The following is a 15,437-nucleotide window of genomic DNA, read 5'->3' on the forward strand; positions in this document are numbered from 1 at the left end:
CATGCTCCTGACCATCGACGTCGGCAACACCCATACGGTTCTGGGCCTGTTCGACGGTGACGAGATCGTCGAGCACTGGCGCATCTCGACCGACCCGCGGCGGACGGCCGACGAGATGGCCGTCCTGATGCAGGGCCTGATGGGCACGCACCCGATGCTCGGCACCGAACTGGGCGACGGGATCCACGGCATCGCGATCTGCTCGACGGTGCCCTCGGTGCTGCACGAGCTGCGCGAGGTCACCCGCCGGTACTACGGGGACGTCCCCGCGGTGTTGGTGGAGCCCGGCATCAAGACCGGTGTGCCGATCCTGATGGACAACCCGAAGGAGGTCGGCGCGGACCGCATCATCAACGCGGTCGCGGCCGTCGAGCTCTACGGCGGCCCGGCGATCGTGGTCGACTTCGGTACGGCGACCACCTTCGACGCGGTGTCGGCGAAGGGGGAGTACGTGGGCGGGGTGATCGCGCCGGGCATCGAGATCTCGATGGAGGCACTGGGCGTCCGGGGCGCGCAGCTGCGCAAGATCGAGCTGGCCCGCCCGCGCAACGTGATCGGCAAGTCCACCGTCGAGGCGATGCAGTCGGGCGTGGTGTACGGCTTCGCGGGCCAGGTCGACGGGGTCGTCGCGCGCATGGCCAAGGAGCTGGCCGGCCCCCACGGCGAGCCGGACGACGTGCGCGTCATCGCGACGGGCGGCCTGGCCCCGATGGTCCTCGGCGAGTCCTCGGCGATCGACGACCACGAGCCGTGGCTGACGCTGATCGGCCTGCGGCTGGTCTACGAGCGGAACGCGCCCAACTTCGACTAGCTCCCGCGCCCTGCCCGCCCGGGCGGGCCGAGCCGCCTCGCCGGACCGGCCGCTCCGGCGTCCGGCCAAGCCCCGCGGGCCGGGCCGGACGGGGAATTCCCCGACGAGGAATTTCCCCGAAATGGCCGGAACGCACGTCCGACGGGGTTACGGTCCCTCCGGGAAACACCCGAACCCTTCCCCGGCGGAGGAGACCACCATGACCGCGACCGCTCGGCTCACCTGGCAGAAGTCGTCCTACTGCGGCGACGGCGACGCATGCGTCTACGTCGCCTCCGCCCCCGGCGTCCTGGTCCGCGTCGCGGACCGCGCGGACCCGGCCCACCTGGTCCTGGCCACCACCCACGCGGCCTGGGCAGCCTTCCTGGAAGCGGTCAAGGCGCAGCCGTAGGAAGAGCCGCGGGACGGTTCCCCGGCGCGCCGGGAAGAACCCACATCGGGGGATTTTGTCCGATTAGCGCGTATCTTCGCACCATGCCCACGCCCTACGGTTCCCGCGGCGGCATGGCGTTCAGCGCTGCTGAGCTGCACCTGCTCAGGCGTTCGCTCGCCCACGCCCTCCAGTCCTCCCCGGCCCCCCTGACGGCCGGCGAGGTCCAGGACTGCCTGCGCCTCGCGGCGTCGGTGGACGACGCGGTGCAGGAGGCGGGGCGGCTCAGAGAGTTCCTCCTCGCCGACCTGGCCCGCTACAGAGCCGCCCTCCCGGGGAGTCTGCCCGGGTACCTGGAGCTGCTCCAGGACGCCCTGGCCGCCGGCTACGAGCCCGTCCCCGACGACCTCGCCGCGCTACGGGCGCTGCGGGCCAACCCGGTCGCCGCAGCGGTGCTGGACCGGGCCCAGAAGATCGCGGAGCGCTCCGTGCGCCGCCGGCTCTCCACCACGCCGGCGCCCCGGACCCGCCTGCTGGCCCTGGCCGGTGGCCGCGAGGAGGAGCGGCGTCCCGAGCCGAGGCCCGAGCCCCGCCCCGCCTCCCGGCCCGCCGAGAAGCCCGCGCAGCCGGGTGGGAAGCCGGCGCCGCATCCGGAGCGGCCCATCCCCACTCCGGGTGAGGTCTTCCCGCCGCGCCGCAAGCCCACCCCGCCCCCGAAGGACGACCGCGCGGCGGGATAGCTACGCTGGTGGGCATGGACTACGTTTCCGCGCTCGTGCCCCCCTTCGTGATGGCCGTGTTCTTCATCTTCCTCGTCAAGACGATCGTGAAGAGCCAGGGCGGCGCCAACAAGGCAAAGGAAGACGCGGCGGTGGACGCCGTACTCGCCCGCGCCGAGGCGGCCCGGCAGACCGGGAACTGACCCGGCGGACCGGGAGCAGACCCGCAGGCCGGGAACTGTCCCGGCGGACCGGGAGCCGGCCCGAGAACTCGTGTGGGGCCCCGACCGAGTCGGGGCCCCACATTTGTCGCGCGTTGTCGTCCGAATAGTCGGGCAATTCCTGACAACCCGCACTATCGTGCTGTTGTGCCTCGCCCCTTGGGAGAACTCGAAGACGCCGTGATGACACGGGTGTGGCAGTGGAACCGCCCGGTCACCGTTCGTGAAGTCTTGGAAGACCTTCAGCAGGAACGGTCCATCGCGTACACCACGGTCATGACCGTTATGGACAACCTCCATCAGAAGGGCTGGGTCCGGCGGGAAGCCGAAGGCCGCGCCTATCGCTATACGGCGGTCTCCACCCGGGCCGCCTACTCGGCCGCACTGATGAACGAGGCCTGGTCGACCAGCGACAACCCGGCGGCCGCCCTCGTGGCCTTCTTCGGCATGATGTCCCAGGAACAGCGCGAAGCCCTCCGGGACGCCGTACGGATCGTCGGCCACGACGACGAGGCGCCCGCGGAACCCGCCACCGGAGCGGCGCCGCCCCCGCCCGCCTCGGCGCCCTCGCCGGCCGTGGCAGCCGAGGGCGCCGGGGAAGCCGAGGGCGCCGGGGAAGCCGCAGAAGCCGCAGGAGCCGAGGGGGACACCGGCGAGCGGCCGCCCGAGCCGGGGCGATAGCGTCACCGCATGGGAGAGTTTTCCGCCGAAGACGCCAAATCAGTGACCATCCGCCGCGCGCGCACGAGCGATGTTCCCGCACTGCGCCGCCTGCTCGACCAGTACGTGCAGCAGCGGATCCTGCTCGACAAAGCCCCCGTGGTCCTTTACGAGGACATCCAGGAGTTCTGGGTCGCGGAACGCGACAGCGACGGCCAGGTCGTCGGCTGCGGCGCTCTCCACGTGATGTGGGAAGACCTCGCCGAAGTGCGCACTCTCGCGGTCGACCGCGCCTTGAAGGGGTCCGGTGTGGGGCACCGGGTGCTGGCGAAGTTGTTGGAGACCGCGCGCCGGCTCGGCGTGAGCCGGGTTTTCTGCCTCACCTTCGAAGTGGACTTCTTCGCGAAGCACGGCTTCGTCGAGATCGGGGAGACCGCGGTCGAGACCGATGTCTACATGGAGCTCCTGCGTTCCTATGACGAGGGCGTCGCCGAGTTCCTCGGTCTCGAACGAGTGAAGCCGAACACCTTGGGCAACAGTCGGATGCTTCTGCACCTCTGATCGGTGGGTGCTCGATCAGAGCCGCTTTTACGGGCTCCGCACGCCTGTGGCCTATGTCCGAATCGCGTACGTTTCCCGCTCCGCGGCCGCCTTGAACCTCTCACCGGGGGTTTGTGTTTTCCCGGCAAAAGCGGTTTCCTTTCCGCGTACTGCATTTTCGATGAAAGGAAATCCGGTGGCACAGAAGGTTCAGGTCCTTCTTGTCGACGACCTCGACGGTGGCGAGGCGGACGAGACCGTGACGTTCGCTCTGGACGGCAAGACCTACGAGATCGACCTCACCGCCGCCAACGCTGAAAAGCTCCGCGGCCTGCTCGACCCTTACACCAAGAGCGGCCGCCGCACCGGTGGCCGTGCCGCCGCGGGCCGTTCCAAGGGCCGCGCCGCCGCGACGTCCGGCAACCCGGACACCGCGGAGATCCGCGCCTGGGCGAAGGCCAAGGGCCTCACGGTCAACGACCGCGGCCGCGTCCCCGCCGAGATCCGCGAGGCCTACGAGAACCGGGCCTGATCCACGGCGCCGGCCCGCCCCGCCGGGGCCGTACGCCGCCGCAGGCGCGCCCTGTGGCACTCCGTCGCCGCCGCGGCGACCAGGCGTACGAGATCGGGCCCGTCGCCCTGCCCCGGACCGGGCAGGGCGGGCAGTGATGCCTCGCACCCCTGCTCGGGGGGCCGCAGCCACACCGCGGCCCCCCGAGGGGCGTGCGCCGCGGGTTGCCCCGGAGGCGCCGGGGCGGCGATCAGGCCCCCCTCGCCGAGCGCGGTGAGGTCGAGGTCCACCCCGCCCCATTCCAGCCAGTCGAGGAGCCCGTCCAGCTCCTCCGCGGCCCCGGGCGCCACGAGGAACCGCATCCGGCGGCCCGCCACGGCCACCGGTCCGGTGGCGACCCGGCGGCGCAGCACCTGCGTCCCCGCGTCGGCAGGCAGCTCCAGTACGTCGAACACGGTCCCGGTGGCGAGCCGTGCGGGCGCGGCGGCCGCCAGGGTCCAGCCGGGCACGCGGGCGTACCAGGCGGCGCAGGACTCCGCGCCGGGCGCGGTCCGGGGCGGAGGGACGGCGGCGAGGCCGAGGGCGTTGCCGGCGGCGGTGAGTGCCATGTCCCGAGCAACTGCGGATTCCGATCGGGGTTACGCCCCGCGTACGGAAGAATGCGGAACGTAAACGTCCGGCGGGCTCCGTCCCACATTCGAAGACGGAAGCCTGTTCGCCCGTAGCGGAGACAACCGTGGTCCCCGGCATGGACCGTTCGTCCTTAGGGGTAAGACATTCCTAGTGGATAGGGGCGACACGGCGAGGTGGACGGCCTTCGAGGGGGTTCCGTTCGCCATCGGCGTACACGTGTGACGGGTATCTGCCTGGCCTGCGGGAACATCGTCTCGCACCATCGGGTTGGAGCAGTTGTCGGCTCTTACGGCCGGTTTTCCCACAGAACGTGGGGGTGAGCCGCGGACGGATGTCGGCAGTTGGAATGAGCTGTCCCGCCCCGCGGGACTAGCATGCGGAAGGACAGGGCGGGGACCGACCCCGAACTGCCCGACCGCTCTGAGGAGCGATAAACGATGTTCGAGAGGTTCACCGACCGCGCGCGGCGGGTTGTCGTCCTGGCTCAGGAAGAAGCCCGGATGCTCAACCACAACTACATCGGCACCGAGCACATCCTCCTGGGCTTGATCCACGAGGGTGAGGGTGTCGCCGCTAAGGCCCTGGAGAGCCTCGGGATTTCGCTCGAGGCTGTTCGCCAGCAGGTTGAGGAGATCATCGGTCAGGGGCAGCAGGCCCCGTCCGGCCACATCCCCTTCACCCCGCGGGCGAAGAAGGTCCTGGAGCTTTCGCTCCGAGAGGCCCTCCAGCTCGGCCACAACTACATCGGCACCGAGCACATCCTGCTCGGCCTGATCCGCGAGGGCGAGGGCGTCGCCGCCCAGGTCCTCGTGAAGCTGGGCGCCGATCTGAACAGGGTCCGGCAGCAGGTCATCCAGCTGCTCTCCGGGTACTCCGGAGGCGGCAAGGAGTCGGCCACGGCAGGCGGCCCGGCCGAGGGAACCCCCTCGACCTCGCTCGTCCTCGACCAGTTCGGCCGCAACCTCACCCAGGCTGCCCGCGAATCCAAGCTCGACCCGGTCATCGGGCGCGAGAAGGAGATCGAGCGGGTCATGCAGGTGCTGTCCCGCCGGACCAAGAACAACCCGGTGCTCATCGGCGAGCCCGGCGTCGGCAAGACCGCCGTCGTCGAGGGCCTGGCCCAGGCCATCGTCAAGGGCGAGGTGCCCGAGACCCTCAAGGACAAGCACCTCTACACCCTCGACCTGGGCGCCCTGGTCGCCGGTTCCCGCTACCGCGGTGACTTCGAGGAGCGCCTCAAGAAGGTGCTCAAGGAGATCCGCACCCGCGGCGACATCATCCTGTTCATCGACGAGCTCCACACCCTCGTGGGTGCGGGTGCCGCCGAGGGCGCGATCGATGCCGCCAGCATCCTCAAGCCCATGCTGGCCCGTGGCGAGCTCCAGACCATCGGTGCCACGACCCTGGACGAGTACCGCAAGCACCTCGAGAAGGACGCGGCGCTGGAGCGCCGTTTCCAGCCGATCCAGGTGGCGGAGCCTTCCCTCCCCCACACGATCGAGATCCTCAAGGGCCTGCGCGACCGCTACGAGGCCCACCACCGCGTCTCCATCACGGACGAGGCCCTCGTGCAGGCGGCCACCCTCGCGGACCGCTACATCTCGGACCGCTTCCTGCCGGACAAGGCGATCGACCTGATCGACGAGGCCGGCTCCCGGATGCGCATCCGCCGGATGACCGCACCGCCGGACCTCCGCGAGTTCGACGAGAAGATCGCGAACGTCCGTCGGGACAAGGAGTCGGCCATCGACTCCCAGGACTTCGAGAAGGCGGCCTCGCTCCGTGATTCGGAGAAGCAGTTGCTGGCGGCGAAGGCCAAGCGCGAGAAGGAATGGAAGGCCGGCGACATGGACGTCGTCGCCGAGGTCGACGGTGAGCTCATCGCCGAAGTCCTCGCGACCGCGACCGGCATTCCCGTCTTCAAGCTGACCGAGGAGGAGTCCTCGCGGCTCCTGCGCATGGAGGACGAGCTCCACCGTCGCGTCATCGGCCAGAAGGACGCCATCAAGGCCCTCTCGCAGGCGATCCGCCGTACCCGTGCGGGTCTCAAGGACCCGAAGCGTCCCGGTGGCTCGTTCATCTTCGCCGGCCCCTCGGGCGTCGGTAAGACCGAGCTCTCCAAGACGCTCGCCGAATTCCTCTTCGGCGACGAGGACGCGCTGATCTCCCTCGACATGTCGGAGTTCAGCGAGAAGCACACGGTTTCCCGTCTCTTCGGTTCGCCCCCCGGCTACGTGGGCTACGAAGAGGGTGGTCAGCTGACCGAGAAGGTCCGCCGGAAGCCGTTCTCCGTCGTCCTCTTCGACGAGGTCGAGAAGGCGCACCCGGATATCTTCAATTCCCTTCTCCAGATCCTTGAGGACGGTCGCCTGACCGACTCCCAGGGCCGGGTCGTGGACTTCAAGAACACGGTCATCATCATGACGACCAACCTGGGTACGCGGGACATCTCGAAGGGCTTCAACCTGGGCTTCGCGGCCCAGGGCGACACCAAGACCGGATACGACCGGATGAAGGCGAAGGTCAACGAAGAGCTCAAGCAGCACTTCCGGCCCGAGTTCCTCAACCGTGTCGACGACACGGTCGTCTTCCACCAGCTCACGCAGGAAGACATCATCCAGATCGTCGACCTGATGATCGCCAAGGTGGACGAGCGCCTCAAGGACCGCGACATGGGCATCGAGCTCAGCGGCGAGGCGAAGCAGCTCCTGGCCAAGCGCGGCTACGACCCGATCATGGGTGCGCGCCCGCTGCGCCGGACCATCCAGCGCGAGATCGAGGACATGCTGTCGGAGAAGATCCTCTTCGGCGAGCTGCGCCCCGGTCACATCGTGGTCGTGGGTGTGGAGGGTGAGGGCGACGACGCCAAGTTCACCTTCCGCGGCGAGGAGAAGACGGCTCTGCCGGACATGCCTCCGATCGAGGCGACGGGCTCCGGCCCGGATCTCTCCAAGGGCGCGTAAGCGCGGGCCGCTGCCGGCGGCATGAAGGGCGGCCCTGGGACCATAGAGGTCCCGGGGCCGCCCTTTCGCTTGCGCGGGTGCGCGCCCCCTCTGCCCCGGGACGTGGGTCGTACACGGCCGCGCGGCGGTGACAAGCCGCACAGGGCAAATCGGACCTCCTACCACCTTTCGTAGATCGAGTGTCCGTTTTGCCCCTGGCTTCTCCCAGATGGGAGGCGGTCAACCGTCCCGAGTGGTTCGTCCGTATCTACGAGCTCGGGTAGTAATGGGGCGGTTTGAGCGGGGGCGGGGGGACGGGTTACCAAAGTGGGCGAGCCCAGCCCGGTACGTCGGCAGCCGCCGAGCGCGCCGGGCAGCTTGTTGCCCTGTTCCCGGCCCCGGAGGTCCCCGCATGTCCGCGAAGCGCGCCAGCACCCGTCGTACCCGTCTCGCCCTCGTCGCCACCGGTCTCGGTGCGGCACTGGCTCTCGGGGCCGGCACGTCCGCCGCCTTCGCCGACGAGGCCAACAGCGCCCTCACCGGAACCGCACAGCTGGTGGCCGCCCAGGCCAAGGCCCAGGCGCAGGCCGCCACCACCGCCGCCAAGCCGGCGGCCGCGAAGCCGGCGGCCACCTGGAACAAGCCGGTGGCCAGCTACACGCTCTCCGCGACCTTCGCCCAGGCGGGCGGCCTGTGGGCGCACAAGCACTCCGGCCAGGACTTCGCCTGCCCGATCGGCACCCCGGTGCACGCCGCGAGCGCGGGCGTGGTCGTCAAGGCCGGTCCCAACGGCGGCGGCGACGGCCCGGCGTACGGCAACGCCATCGTGATCCGGCACGCGAACAACACGTACTCCCAGTACGCGCACCTCTCGCGGATCCAGGTCAGGATCGGCCAGAAGGTCGCCATGGGCGCGCAGATCGGCCTGTCCGGCAACACCGGGAACTCCACGGGCCCGCACCTGCACTTCGAGATCCGCACGACCCCGAACTACGGCTCGGCCGTGAACCCGGTCGCCTTCCTGCGCAAGGTCGGCATCACCGTCTGAGCCCCGTCCTGCCGGGGCGGCGGGCAACTGAGCCCCCCAGCCCCGGCGCGGCGGCTCAGTACAGGAGCCAGGAAGCCGTCGGGCGGGCCACCGGGTCGAGCTTGCCCGGCTTGAGGGCGTCGATGCGGTCCTGCGGCAGGGCCACGTCATAGACGCGCAGGCTGTCCAGGGCGCCGTACCAGGCGGCGGTCCAGTTGTCCTGGTGGCGGGAGCGGCCGATCTCCAGCGGGCCGGGGGCCGGGAAAATGCCCGAGGCCACCGACGCCTCGTCCGCCTTCTTGCCGTTCACGTACAGCGTGATCTTCTTGCTCGGCGCGTCGTAGGTCGCCGTCAGCTCCGAGAACGTCTTGTCCATCTTCGGACTCACGCCGGCGACCGTCGTGGTGGTGGTCTCGGCGCCCTGGTCCCCGGTCTGCACGCGGAAGATCCAGGCCGGCTTGCCGTTCACCTCGTCCAGGCCCAGCTCGAAGGAGAACGACTTCTCGTTGCCCTGGCTGATGGCGATCTGGCGTCCCTTGGGGGCCCGGTTCCATACGCGGGCCGCGACGGTGAAGCTCTTGGACGTGTCGACGACGCGCTGCTGGGACTCGGCGAACGAGTTCGCGTTGTTCTTGAGCCGGACCTCGTAGCGCTTGTCGATCGGGAAGACCCCGGCGTCGGGGCCCATCTTGAGGTTGAACTTGCCGCTCAGGTCCCGGATGGTCGTCTGGTCGCCCGGCACGGTCGGGGTGAGGTCGGTGGGCGGCTGGTTCTGCGAGGGGGAGGCGGACGCCGAGGGCTTGTCGTCGCCGCCCCCGTCCGGTCCGCCGTCCTTGTCCTTGCCGAGGAGCAGGAACGTTCCTCCGGCGGCGAGCAGCGCCAGCACGCTCACCCCGCCCACGATCAGCCAGAGCCGCTTCTTGCGCCGCGCCGCCGCCGAGCGGTCCGCGAGCGCGTCCCAGTCGGGCTGCGGCGTCGGGGCCGGGGCCGGGAAGGGCTGCTGCGGGGGCTGCGCCTGCTGGGGCTGCCCGTAAGGGCCCTGCTGGTAGGGGCCGGGCTGCGGCTGCTGCGGGTAGCCGTATCCGCCCGTCTGCGGCGGGGGACCGAAGCCGCCCGGCGCTTGCTGCCCGCCGGGAGCCCCGGGCGGGAAGCCGTAGCCGCCGGAGGCCGGAGTGCCCGGCGGGAACCCGTAGCCGCCGCTCCCCGGGGCGGGCTGCTCGGGCTGCGGGCTGCTGTGGGGATTCGTACCGTCGGTCATTCCACGGATGCTAAGACATGGGCGGTACGGAGCGAACGCCCGCAGGTCCCGATCAGGAACCGATCGGGATCACGCATCAGGAACCGATCGGGACCACGCGTCAGGAACCGATCGGGACCACGCCCCCGGTGCCCGCTACGCCGGGGGCTTGATGATCGGGAAGCTGCCGGTGGCCGTCGGCGCGTGCTCCGGCAGCCACAGCACCGCCACCGCCCCGGCGGCCGCGCCCCCGCCCGCCGCGGCCCCCGGCGCCGCGACGTTGCGGAACGTCAGCCGGGCGCCCAGGACGCGTGCCTGACCCTCGGCGATGGTCAGCCCCAGCCCGTGCCCGACCCCGGCCCGGTCCGTGGACCCCGTACGGAAACGGCTCGGCCCCTCGCGCAGCAGCGCCTCCGGGAAGCCCGGCCCGTGGTCCCGTACGCGCACCACCCGGCCCTCGATGTCCACCTGCACCGGCGGCTGCCCGTACCGCCCGGCGTTGGCCAGCAGGTTGCCGAGGATCCGCTCCAGGCGGCGCGGGTCGGTGCTGACGATCTCGTCCGCGACGACCCGTACCGAGGCCTCCGGCATCAGCGCCTTCACCCGCCGGGTGACGAACTCGCCCAGCGCCACGTCCTGGAGTTCGGCCCGCTCCGAGGCGCTGTCCAGCCGGGCCACCTCCAGCACGTCCTCGACCAGCACCCGCATCGCCTGCGCCCGGTCCCGTACGAGTTCGGTCGGCCGGCCCGGAGGCAGCAGTTCCGCAGCCGTGAGCAGGCCCGTCACCGGGGTGCGCAGCTCGTGCGCGATGTCGGCGGTCACCCGCCGCTCGGCCTCCACCCGCTGCTGGAGGGTGTCCGCCATGGCGTCCACCGCCCGCGCCAGGTCGTCCGTCTCGTCCCGTACGACACCGCCCACGGCGTCCCGCACCCGTACGTCGGGATCGCCGTGCGCCACCCGCTGCGCCGCGGCCGCGGCCTTGCGCAGCCGGCGTGAGATCTGCCCGCCGATGAGCACGCCCAGCGCCGAGCCGGCGAGCACCACGGACAGCGAGCCGATGACCAGCGCCCGGTCCAGGTCGCGCACCATGTTGGCGCTCTCGCGGAACTGGGTGTGCAGCGACACCACCTGCCCGTTGCCGAGCGGTACGGCAGCCCACACCTCCGGCAGGCCCCTCGGGTTCTCCTGGACGTAGGTCCCGCGCCGACCGCTGCGCGCCTTCTCGCGCAGCTCGGCCGGCAGGTCGGGGTCGTTGAGCTTGGCGCCCATGGGGGGCTTGCGCCCGGCCTCGGCGTTGCGGGAGATGAACTGCACGCGGTCCAGCTGCACCTCGCGGGCGCTCTCCAGCATCGACACGCGGGCAGCGCTGTGCACCACGAGGCTCAGCGCGACGGCGATCAGCGCACCGACCGCGGCGACGGCGAGGGCGATCTTCCAGCGGATCCCGGTGCGCAGGGTGAACCGCTTCACAGCGTGGACCGTTTCATGCCTTGAGCTTGTATCCGAAGCCACGGACCGTTTCGATCCGGTCCTGGCCGATCTTGGTGCGCAGCCGCTGGACGTGGACGTCCACGACGCGGGTGTCGCCGCCCCAGTCATAGTCCCAGACCCGTTCCAGCAGCCGGTCGCGGGACAGGACGGTGCCGGGCGCGGAGGAGAACTCCAGCAGCAGCCGCATTTCGGTGGGGGTCAGCGCCACGGGGGCGCCCGCCTTGCGCACCTCCATGCCCTCGGTGTCGACCTCCAGGTCGCCGAAGTTCAGCACCCCGCGCTCGCCGGGGTCCTCCTCCCCGGCCGCCGGGCCGCCGCCGTGCACGCCGTTGGCATGGCCGAAGCGGCGCAGCACGGCGCGGATCCGGGCGACCAGGACGGAGCCGTCGAACGGCTTGGTGACGTAGTCGTCGGCGCCCGCCTCCAGCCCGAGGACGACGTCGATGGAGTCGGCCCGCGCGGACAGCATGATCACCGGGACGGTGGACTCGTCGCGGATGCGACGGCAGAGGCTCACGCCGTCCATGCCGGGCACCATCACGTCGAGCAGCGCGATGTCGGGGCGGTTCGCCCGGAACGACTCCAGGCCGGCCAGGCCGTCGGGCATGGCGGTGACCACGAAGCCGTCGCGTTCCAGCGCCAGCGTCGTGGCCTCGCGGATGACGTCGTCGTCCTCCACGAACAGCACATGGGTCTCGGCCATGCGGTGCCTCGCTTCAGTTCTTGGGTGCGGCGGCCGGGGAGGGCTGGGAACCGCCGTCGACGTTGCTGTAGTCCGTGTGGACCCGGTCCTGCTCGGTGAACTTGTCCCCGCTCCACCGGTATGTGATCACGTCCTCGCCGGACGGGTACGAGAGCGCGTCGCTCTTGCCGTACACCGGCTTGGTGACCACGAGGTCGCCGCGGTCGATCTCCGCGTAGACGGGGGGCTGCTCGTCCGCGAAGACGTTCGCGTACGTCGCGCCCTCGGCGCGGTACACGTACGAGCCGCGCCCCAGCGCGTCGGCGCACGACAGCACGTTGACCACGATGTCGACGACCTGGCTTCCGGTGACCTTCCCGTAGCTGACGTCGACGGGGTACTCCTTGCCCGTGCAGGGCTTGAGGTCCCGCTTGACCTCGGCGCTCACCTTCGGGTCCGCCTTGAGCAGCGCGACGGGGTCGACCTTCCCGGACGGCCGGTCCGAGGACCCCGCGGAGGACGCGGCGTTCGGGGAAGCGGCCGAGCCGGTCGGCGCACCGGTCCGGGCCACCGTCTCGGTCCGGGCCGGGCCGCCGTCGCGCAGCCCCGTGCCGCCGGTCGAGCAGCCGACCGCGAGCAGCCCGGTGCCGACGAGGACGACCGTCCCCGCCGACATCACCGCCAGCGGCGACCTGCCGCCGGCGTCCTTGCCATGGCCGTTCAGGCCGCGCACCGCTCCCGCCCCTCGTACCGCACCGTGTGGTCGCCGCGCTCCAGCGCGCGCATGTCGAGGTCCCGGCTCTCCAGCTCCTGCCGGAGGCGGGCCAGTGCGCGGTGCAGGGTGCTCTTCACGGTTCCCGTCGACATGCCGAGCGCCGCCGCCGTCTCCTCGGTGCTCATCTGCTCCCAGTGTCGCAGGACCACGACGCTGCGCTGCTTGGGGGCGAGGACCTTGAGGATGTCCATCAGCAGGGCGCGGTCGGCGCGCTGGTCGGAGCCGTCCTCGACGCGGGCGTCCGGGAGCTGCTCGGTGGGGACCTCGTCGAGCTTGCGGGCGCGCCACCACTCGGTACGCGTGTTGATCATGACGCGTCGCAGGTAGGCGTCGGCCAGTGCCTTGTCGGCGATGCCGTCCCAGCGGCCGTACGTGCGCACGAGCGCGGTCTGCAGCAGGTCCTGGGCGTCCGTGGGGTCCGCGACGAGGCGCCGGGCACTGCGCAGCAGCGCGTCCTGCCGGGTGCGTACGTACTCCTCGAATTCGAGTACCTCGCCGTGCGCCATCTCAGACCGCCTCCGTTCCGCCCCACGTGCATCCGCCGCGTTACGGATCCGAAGGTACGGAGGCGTTGTCACGGCACTGTGCGGGTAAGCCTTCGGTGGGCGCACGGACACCCGTAGGTTGTGTAACAACGCCGTTGAGCTGCCGTTTTCCGGGCTTGAGCGGAGCCGCCGACTCCACTTGTGGCGGCTCCCTGTGCGGCCGCGGCTCCCGGGCGCCGGCTGCGCGCCGGAGCGCCGGTGTCAGCAGTGCGGCGGGCCGTCGGTGCCGGCTGCGCGGCCGCGGTGTCAGCTGTGCGGAAGCCGGTACATGCCCTGCGCGAGCGGCTCCACCAGTCCGTCGGAGACCAGCCCGTCCAGCGCCCGCGCCCGCTGCACCGGTTCGTCCCAGACCGTGTCGAGCACGGACTGCGGAACCGGGCCCACCGCCTCCCGGAGCACCGCGAGGAGCCGGCCGCGCACCTGCCGGTCGGTCCCGGCGTACGTCTGCCCCCGCCGCGGCGGCCCGTCGTGCGGCGGCTTCCCGGCGAGCCGCCACGCGCACTGGTTCGCCACCGGACAGCGCTCGCAGGCCGGGGACTTGGCCGTGCACACCAGCGCGCCCAGCTCCATTGAGGCCGCCGCCCAGCGCGCCGCGGTCGCCTCCTCCGCGGGCAACAGGGCCCGGGCCAGGCGCCGTTCGGCGGCCGTGGTGGCGTTCGGCGGGTACTCGACACCGGTCGTGGTGCGGGCGAAGACCCGGCGGACGTTGGTGTCCAGCACCGCGTGCCGCTGCCCGTAGGCGAAGGAGGCCACCGCCGCCGCCGTGTACTCGCCGATGCCGGGCAGCGCGAGCAGCTGCGCGTGGTCCCGGGGCACGTCGCCCCCGTGCCGTTCCGTTATCGCGACGGCGGCGCCGTGCAGGCGCAGGGCGCGGCGCGGGTAGCCGAGCCGGCCCCAGGCCCGTACGGCCTCGCCGGGGGCCTCGGCGGCCAGGTCGGCGGGCCGGGGCCACCGGGCGAGCCACTGCTCGTACACCGGCAGGACCCGGCTGACCGGGGTCTGCTGGAGCATGAACTCGCTCACCATGACCCCCCAGGGGCCGGCCTCGGGGCGGCGCCAGGGCAGGTCGCGGGCGTGCTCGTCGAACCACGCGATGACGGGGGAGTGCAGCGCGTGGGAGACGTCGGGGGAGGGGGAGGTGGATGCAGTCATGGCACACGCATCCTGGCACGTTTCGTCCCCCTCGCGCCGGGCCCGGCGTGGCGCCGGCGGGTGTGGCGCGGTGCCGGCGGGTGTGGCGCGGCCGCCACCGGTACCCCGCGGTGGCGATCCGGGCCGCGCGCCGTCACGGACAGTGGCCGGTCGCCCGTGCGCGGCCGGGACCCCGTATGGCCTGATCCTTTCGGCCGGATGGGGCCGGCGGGATGATCATCGGCAAAACAAGCCGGATGCGCGGCATGTGGGGCGCTGATCGCGGCGCCGGTTCTCGTAAAGTTCCGTCCGTGGGATCACTGCGCAATCCGGTCGGGCCGCTCCCCTCCTCCATTTACTGGCGACGGAGGGCTGTGCTGGCGTCCGTCGCCGCGCTCCTCGCGCTCCTCGCCGTATGGACCGTCAGTTCCGGTGGCGGGAAGCCGAGTACGAACGGCGAGGGCAAGGGCGGCCCGCGCCCCGTCACCTCCATCACCCCCGGTCCCTCCGGTTCCGGCCCGGCGATCAGCCAGGCGCCGGGCGGCCGCGGCGGTTCCGGCTCCGCTTCCGGTTCCGGTGGCGGCGCCGGCTCGGGCTCCGGTGCGGGCGCCGGCAAGAACGGCGAGACGGGCGGCGGCGGTTCGGGTGACGGCGGCGGCAACGGCGGTTCCGGCGCCGCGGCACCGGTCCCCGCGGACTCCGCGCTGCCCACGTGCGCGCCGGGCGTGGTGCAGTGGGAGGTCAAGAGCGTGAAGAACGAGTACGAGGCGAACGAGAAGCCCCGGCTCGAACTGATCGTCCGCAACGTGTCGGGAACCACCTGCAAGATCGGACTGGGCCCGAAGCAGGCCGTCATGACGATCACTCAGGCCAGCGGCAACAAGCCGGTCTGGTCGGGCGCCGACTGCCCGGCCGGCGCGGGGAACGCCTTCTTCCGGCTGCCCGCGCAGGGCGAGGCGAAGCAGTCGCTGGAGTGGGACCGCAGGCCCAGCGCGCCCGACCAGTGCCAGACGCCTCCGGCGGGTTCGGCTGCCCCGGACACCTACGTGGTCGAGGTCAAGGCCCCCGGCCTGCCGGTCGCCCGCACCTCGTTCGTCCTCAAGCAGGACTGACTGCGTCCTCAACAGGACTGAGTTCGTCCT

At 71.5% G+C, this 15,437-nt stretch carries 17 protein-coding genes; 10 read left to right on the plus strand and 7 right to left on the minus strand.

The window, feature by feature from the left end:
* Nucleotide 1 precedes the first annotated feature (1 nt).
* From ACIA6C_RS21510 to ACIA6C_RS21540, 7 genes are all read left to right on the plus strand, one after another.
* Entirely contained in the window at nt 2-811 is an 810-nt protein-coding gene (locus ACIA6C_RS21510) for a type III pantothenate kinase (RefSeq protein WP_190185942.1), read from the plus strand.
* A gap of 199 nt (nt 812-1,010) precedes the next feature.
* The gene (locus tag ACIA6C_RS21515; RefSeq protein ID WP_190185941.1) at nt 1,011-1,202 is read left to right on the plus strand and encodes a DUF397 domain-containing protein; all 192 of its coding nucleotides are present in this window, start codon (nt 1,011-1,013) and stop codon (nt 1,200-1,202) included.
* 113 nt (nt 1,203-1,315) lie between these two features.
* Complete coding sequence (locus tag ACIA6C_RS21520) at nt 1,316-1,921, plus strand: hypothetical protein (protein ID WP_366083214.1); 606 nt, start codon at nt 1,316-1,318, stop codon at nt 1,919-1,921.
* Between the two features lie 14 nt (nt 1,922-1,935).
* Nucleotides 1,936-2,103 carry a hypothetical protein gene (locus tag ACIA6C_RS21525; protein ID WP_361129958.1) on the plus strand — a complete coding sequence of 56 codons (168 nt, stop codon included), beginning with the start codon at nt 1,936-1,938 and terminating at the stop codon, nt 2,101-2,103.
* Nucleotides 2,104-2,304: 201 nt separating this feature from the next.
* A complete protein-coding gene (locus ACIA6C_RS21530; protein ID WP_399278034.1) occupies nt 2,305-2,802 on the plus strand; it encodes a BlaI/MecI/CopY family transcriptional regulator in 498 nt (165 codons plus the stop codon).
* A gap of 9 nt (nt 2,803-2,811) precedes the next feature.
* Nucleotides 2,812-3,342, plus strand: a complete 531-nt coding sequence (locus ACIA6C_RS21535; protein ID WP_366083212.1) for an amino-acid N-acetyltransferase — start codon at nt 2,812-2,814, stop codon at nt 3,340-3,342.
* 175 nt (nt 3,343-3,517) lie between these two features.
* Nucleotides 3,518-3,853 carry an Lsr2 family protein gene (locus ACIA6C_RS21540; protein ID WP_190186103.1) on the plus strand — a complete coding sequence of 112 codons (336 nt, stop codon included), beginning with the start codon at nt 3,518-3,520 and terminating at the stop codon, nt 3,851-3,853.
* On the opposite strand, the gene ACIA6C_RS21545 is transcribed toward ACIA6C_RS21540, so the two are convergent.
* On the minus strand, nt 3,835-4,440 hold the full coding sequence (locus ACIA6C_RS21545; protein WP_399277967.1) for an SCO3374 family protein: 606 nt from the start codon (nt 4,438-4,440) through the stop codon (nt 3,835-3,837). The two genes, ACIA6C_RS21540 and ACIA6C_RS21545, sit on opposite strands and share 19 nt — an antisense overlap.
* A gap of 462 nt (nt 4,441-4,902) precedes the next feature.
* Here ACIA6C_RS21545 and ACIA6C_RS21550 point away from each other — a divergent pair, with 462 nt between their 5' ends.
* Complete coding sequence (locus ACIA6C_RS21550) at nt 4,903-7,428, plus strand: ATP-dependent Clp protease ATP-binding subunit (protein WP_361129945.1); 2,526 nt, start codon at nt 4,903-4,905, stop codon at nt 7,426-7,428.
* Nucleotides 7,429-7,819: 391 nt separating this feature from the next.
* Nucleotides 7,820-8,455 carry a M23 family metallopeptidase gene (locus ACIA6C_RS21555; RefSeq protein ID WP_399277970.1) on the plus strand — a complete coding sequence of 212 codons (636 nt, stop codon included), beginning with the start codon at nt 7,820-7,822 and terminating at the stop codon, nt 8,453-8,455.
* A gap of 55 nt (nt 8,456-8,510) precedes the next feature.
* On the opposite strand, the gene ACIA6C_RS21560 is transcribed toward ACIA6C_RS21555, so the two are convergent.
* From ACIA6C_RS21560 to ACIA6C_RS21585, 6 genes are all read right to left on the minus strand, one after another.
* Entirely contained in the window at nt 8,511-9,692 is a 1,182-nt protein-coding gene (locus ACIA6C_RS21560; RefSeq protein ID WP_399277972.1) for a LamG domain-containing protein, read from the minus strand.
* A gap of 135 nt (nt 9,693-9,827) precedes the next feature.
* On the minus strand, nt 9,828-11,141 hold the full coding sequence (cseC, locus tag ACIA6C_RS21565) for a two-component system sensor histidine kinase CseC (protein ID WP_366082117.1): 1,314 nt from the start codon (nt 11,139-11,141) through the stop codon (nt 9,828-9,830).
* A gap of 13 nt (nt 11,142-11,154) precedes the next feature.
* Nucleotides 11,155-11,865, minus strand: coding sequence for a two-component system response regulator CseB (cseB, locus tag ACIA6C_RS21570; protein ID WP_361129933.1), 711 nt, complete (start codon nt 11,863-11,865; stop codon nt 11,155-11,157).
* A gap of 13 nt (nt 11,866-11,878) precedes the next feature.
* Nucleotides 11,879-12,520 (minus strand): hypothetical protein, encoded by a 642-nt coding sequence (locus ACIA6C_RS21575; RefSeq protein ID WP_399278037.1) that lies wholly within the window; start codon nt 12,518-12,520, stop codon nt 11,879-11,881.
* Nucleotides 12,521-12,564: 44 nt separating this feature from the next.
* A complete protein-coding gene (locus tag ACIA6C_RS21580) occupies nt 12,565-13,125 on the minus strand; it encodes a SigE family RNA polymerase sigma factor (RefSeq protein ID WP_361129930.1) in 561 nt (186 codons plus the stop codon).
* Nucleotides 13,126-13,410: 285 nt separating this feature from the next.
* Nucleotides 13,411-14,316 carry an A/G-specific adenine glycosylase gene (locus tag ACIA6C_RS21585; RefSeq protein ID WP_361129927.1) on the minus strand — a complete coding sequence of 302 codons (906 nt, stop codon included), beginning with the start codon at nt 14,314-14,316 and terminating at the stop codon, nt 13,411-13,413.
* Nucleotides 14,317-14,669: 353 nt separating this feature from the next.
* Here ACIA6C_RS21585 and ACIA6C_RS21590 point away from each other — a divergent pair, with 353 nt between their 5' ends.
* Nucleotides 14,670-15,407 carry a hypothetical protein gene (locus ACIA6C_RS21590; protein WP_399277975.1) on the plus strand — a complete coding sequence of 246 codons (738 nt, stop codon included), beginning with the start codon at nt 14,670-14,672 and terminating at the stop codon, nt 15,405-15,407.
* Nucleotides 15,408-15,437 lie beyond the last annotated feature (30 nt).

Origin of the sequence: Streptomyces sp. NPDC051578 (assembly GCF_044454045.1) — a bacterium.
GTDB lineage: Bacteria > Actinomycetota > Actinomycetes > Streptomycetales > Streptomycetaceae > Streptomyces.

Bases quoted from the DNA above. Each gene is read 5' to 3' on its own strand.
- ACIA6C_RS21510 (WP_190185942.1), top strand. From the start codon at position 2: ATGCTCCTGACCATCGACGTCGGCAACACCCATACGGTTCTGGGCCTG.
- ACIA6C_RS21545 (WP_399277967.1), bottom strand. From the start codon at position 4,440: ATGGCACTCACCGCCGCCGGCAACGCCCTCGGCCTCGCCGCCGTCCCT.
- ACIA6C_RS21585 (WP_361129927.1), bottom strand. From the start codon at position 14,316: ATGACTGCATCCACCTCCCCCTCCCCCGACGTCTCCCACGCGCTGCAC.
- ACIA6C_RS21525 (WP_361129958.1), top strand. From the start codon at position 1,936: ATGGACTACGTTTCCGCGCTCGTGCCCCCCTTCGTGATGGCCGTGTTC.
- ACIA6C_RS21520 (WP_366083214.1), top strand. From the start codon at position 1,316: ATGGCGTTCAGCGCTGCTGAGCTGCACCTGCTCAGGCGTTCGCTCGCC.
- ACIA6C_RS21555 (WP_399277970.1), top strand. From the start codon at position 7,820: ATGTCCGCGAAGCGCGCCAGCACCCGTCGTACCCGTCTCGCCCTCGTC.
- cseB (WP_361129933.1), bottom strand. From the start codon at position 11,865: ATGGCCGAGACCCATGTGCTGTTCGTGGAGGACGACGACGTCATCCGC.
- ACIA6C_RS21535 (WP_366083212.1), top strand. From the start codon at position 2,812: ATGGGAGAGTTTTCCGCCGAAGACGCCAAATCAGTGACCATCCGCCGC.
- ACIA6C_RS21530 (WP_399278034.1), top strand. From the start codon at position 2,305: ATGACACGGGTGTGGCAGTGGAACCGCCCGGTCACCGTTCGTGAAGTC.
- ACIA6C_RS21550 (WP_361129945.1), top strand. From the start codon at position 4,903: ATGTTCGAGAGGTTCACCGACCGCGCGCGGCGGGTTGTCGTCCTGGCT.
- ACIA6C_RS21515 (WP_190185941.1), top strand. From the start codon at position 1,011: ATGACCGCGACCGCTCGGCTCACCTGGCAGAAGTCGTCCTACTGCGGC.
- ACIA6C_RS21575 (WP_399278037.1), bottom strand. From the start codon at position 12,520: ATGTCGGCGGGGACGGTCGTCCTCGTCGGCACCGGGCTGCTCGCGGTC.
- ACIA6C_RS21580 (WP_361129930.1), bottom strand. From the start codon at position 13,125: ATGGCGCACGGCGAGGTACTCGAATTCGAGGAGTACGTACGCACCCGG.
- ACIA6C_RS21560 (WP_399277972.1), bottom strand. From the start codon at position 9,692: ATGACCGACGGTACGAATCCCCACAGCAGCCCGCAGCCCGAGCAGCCC.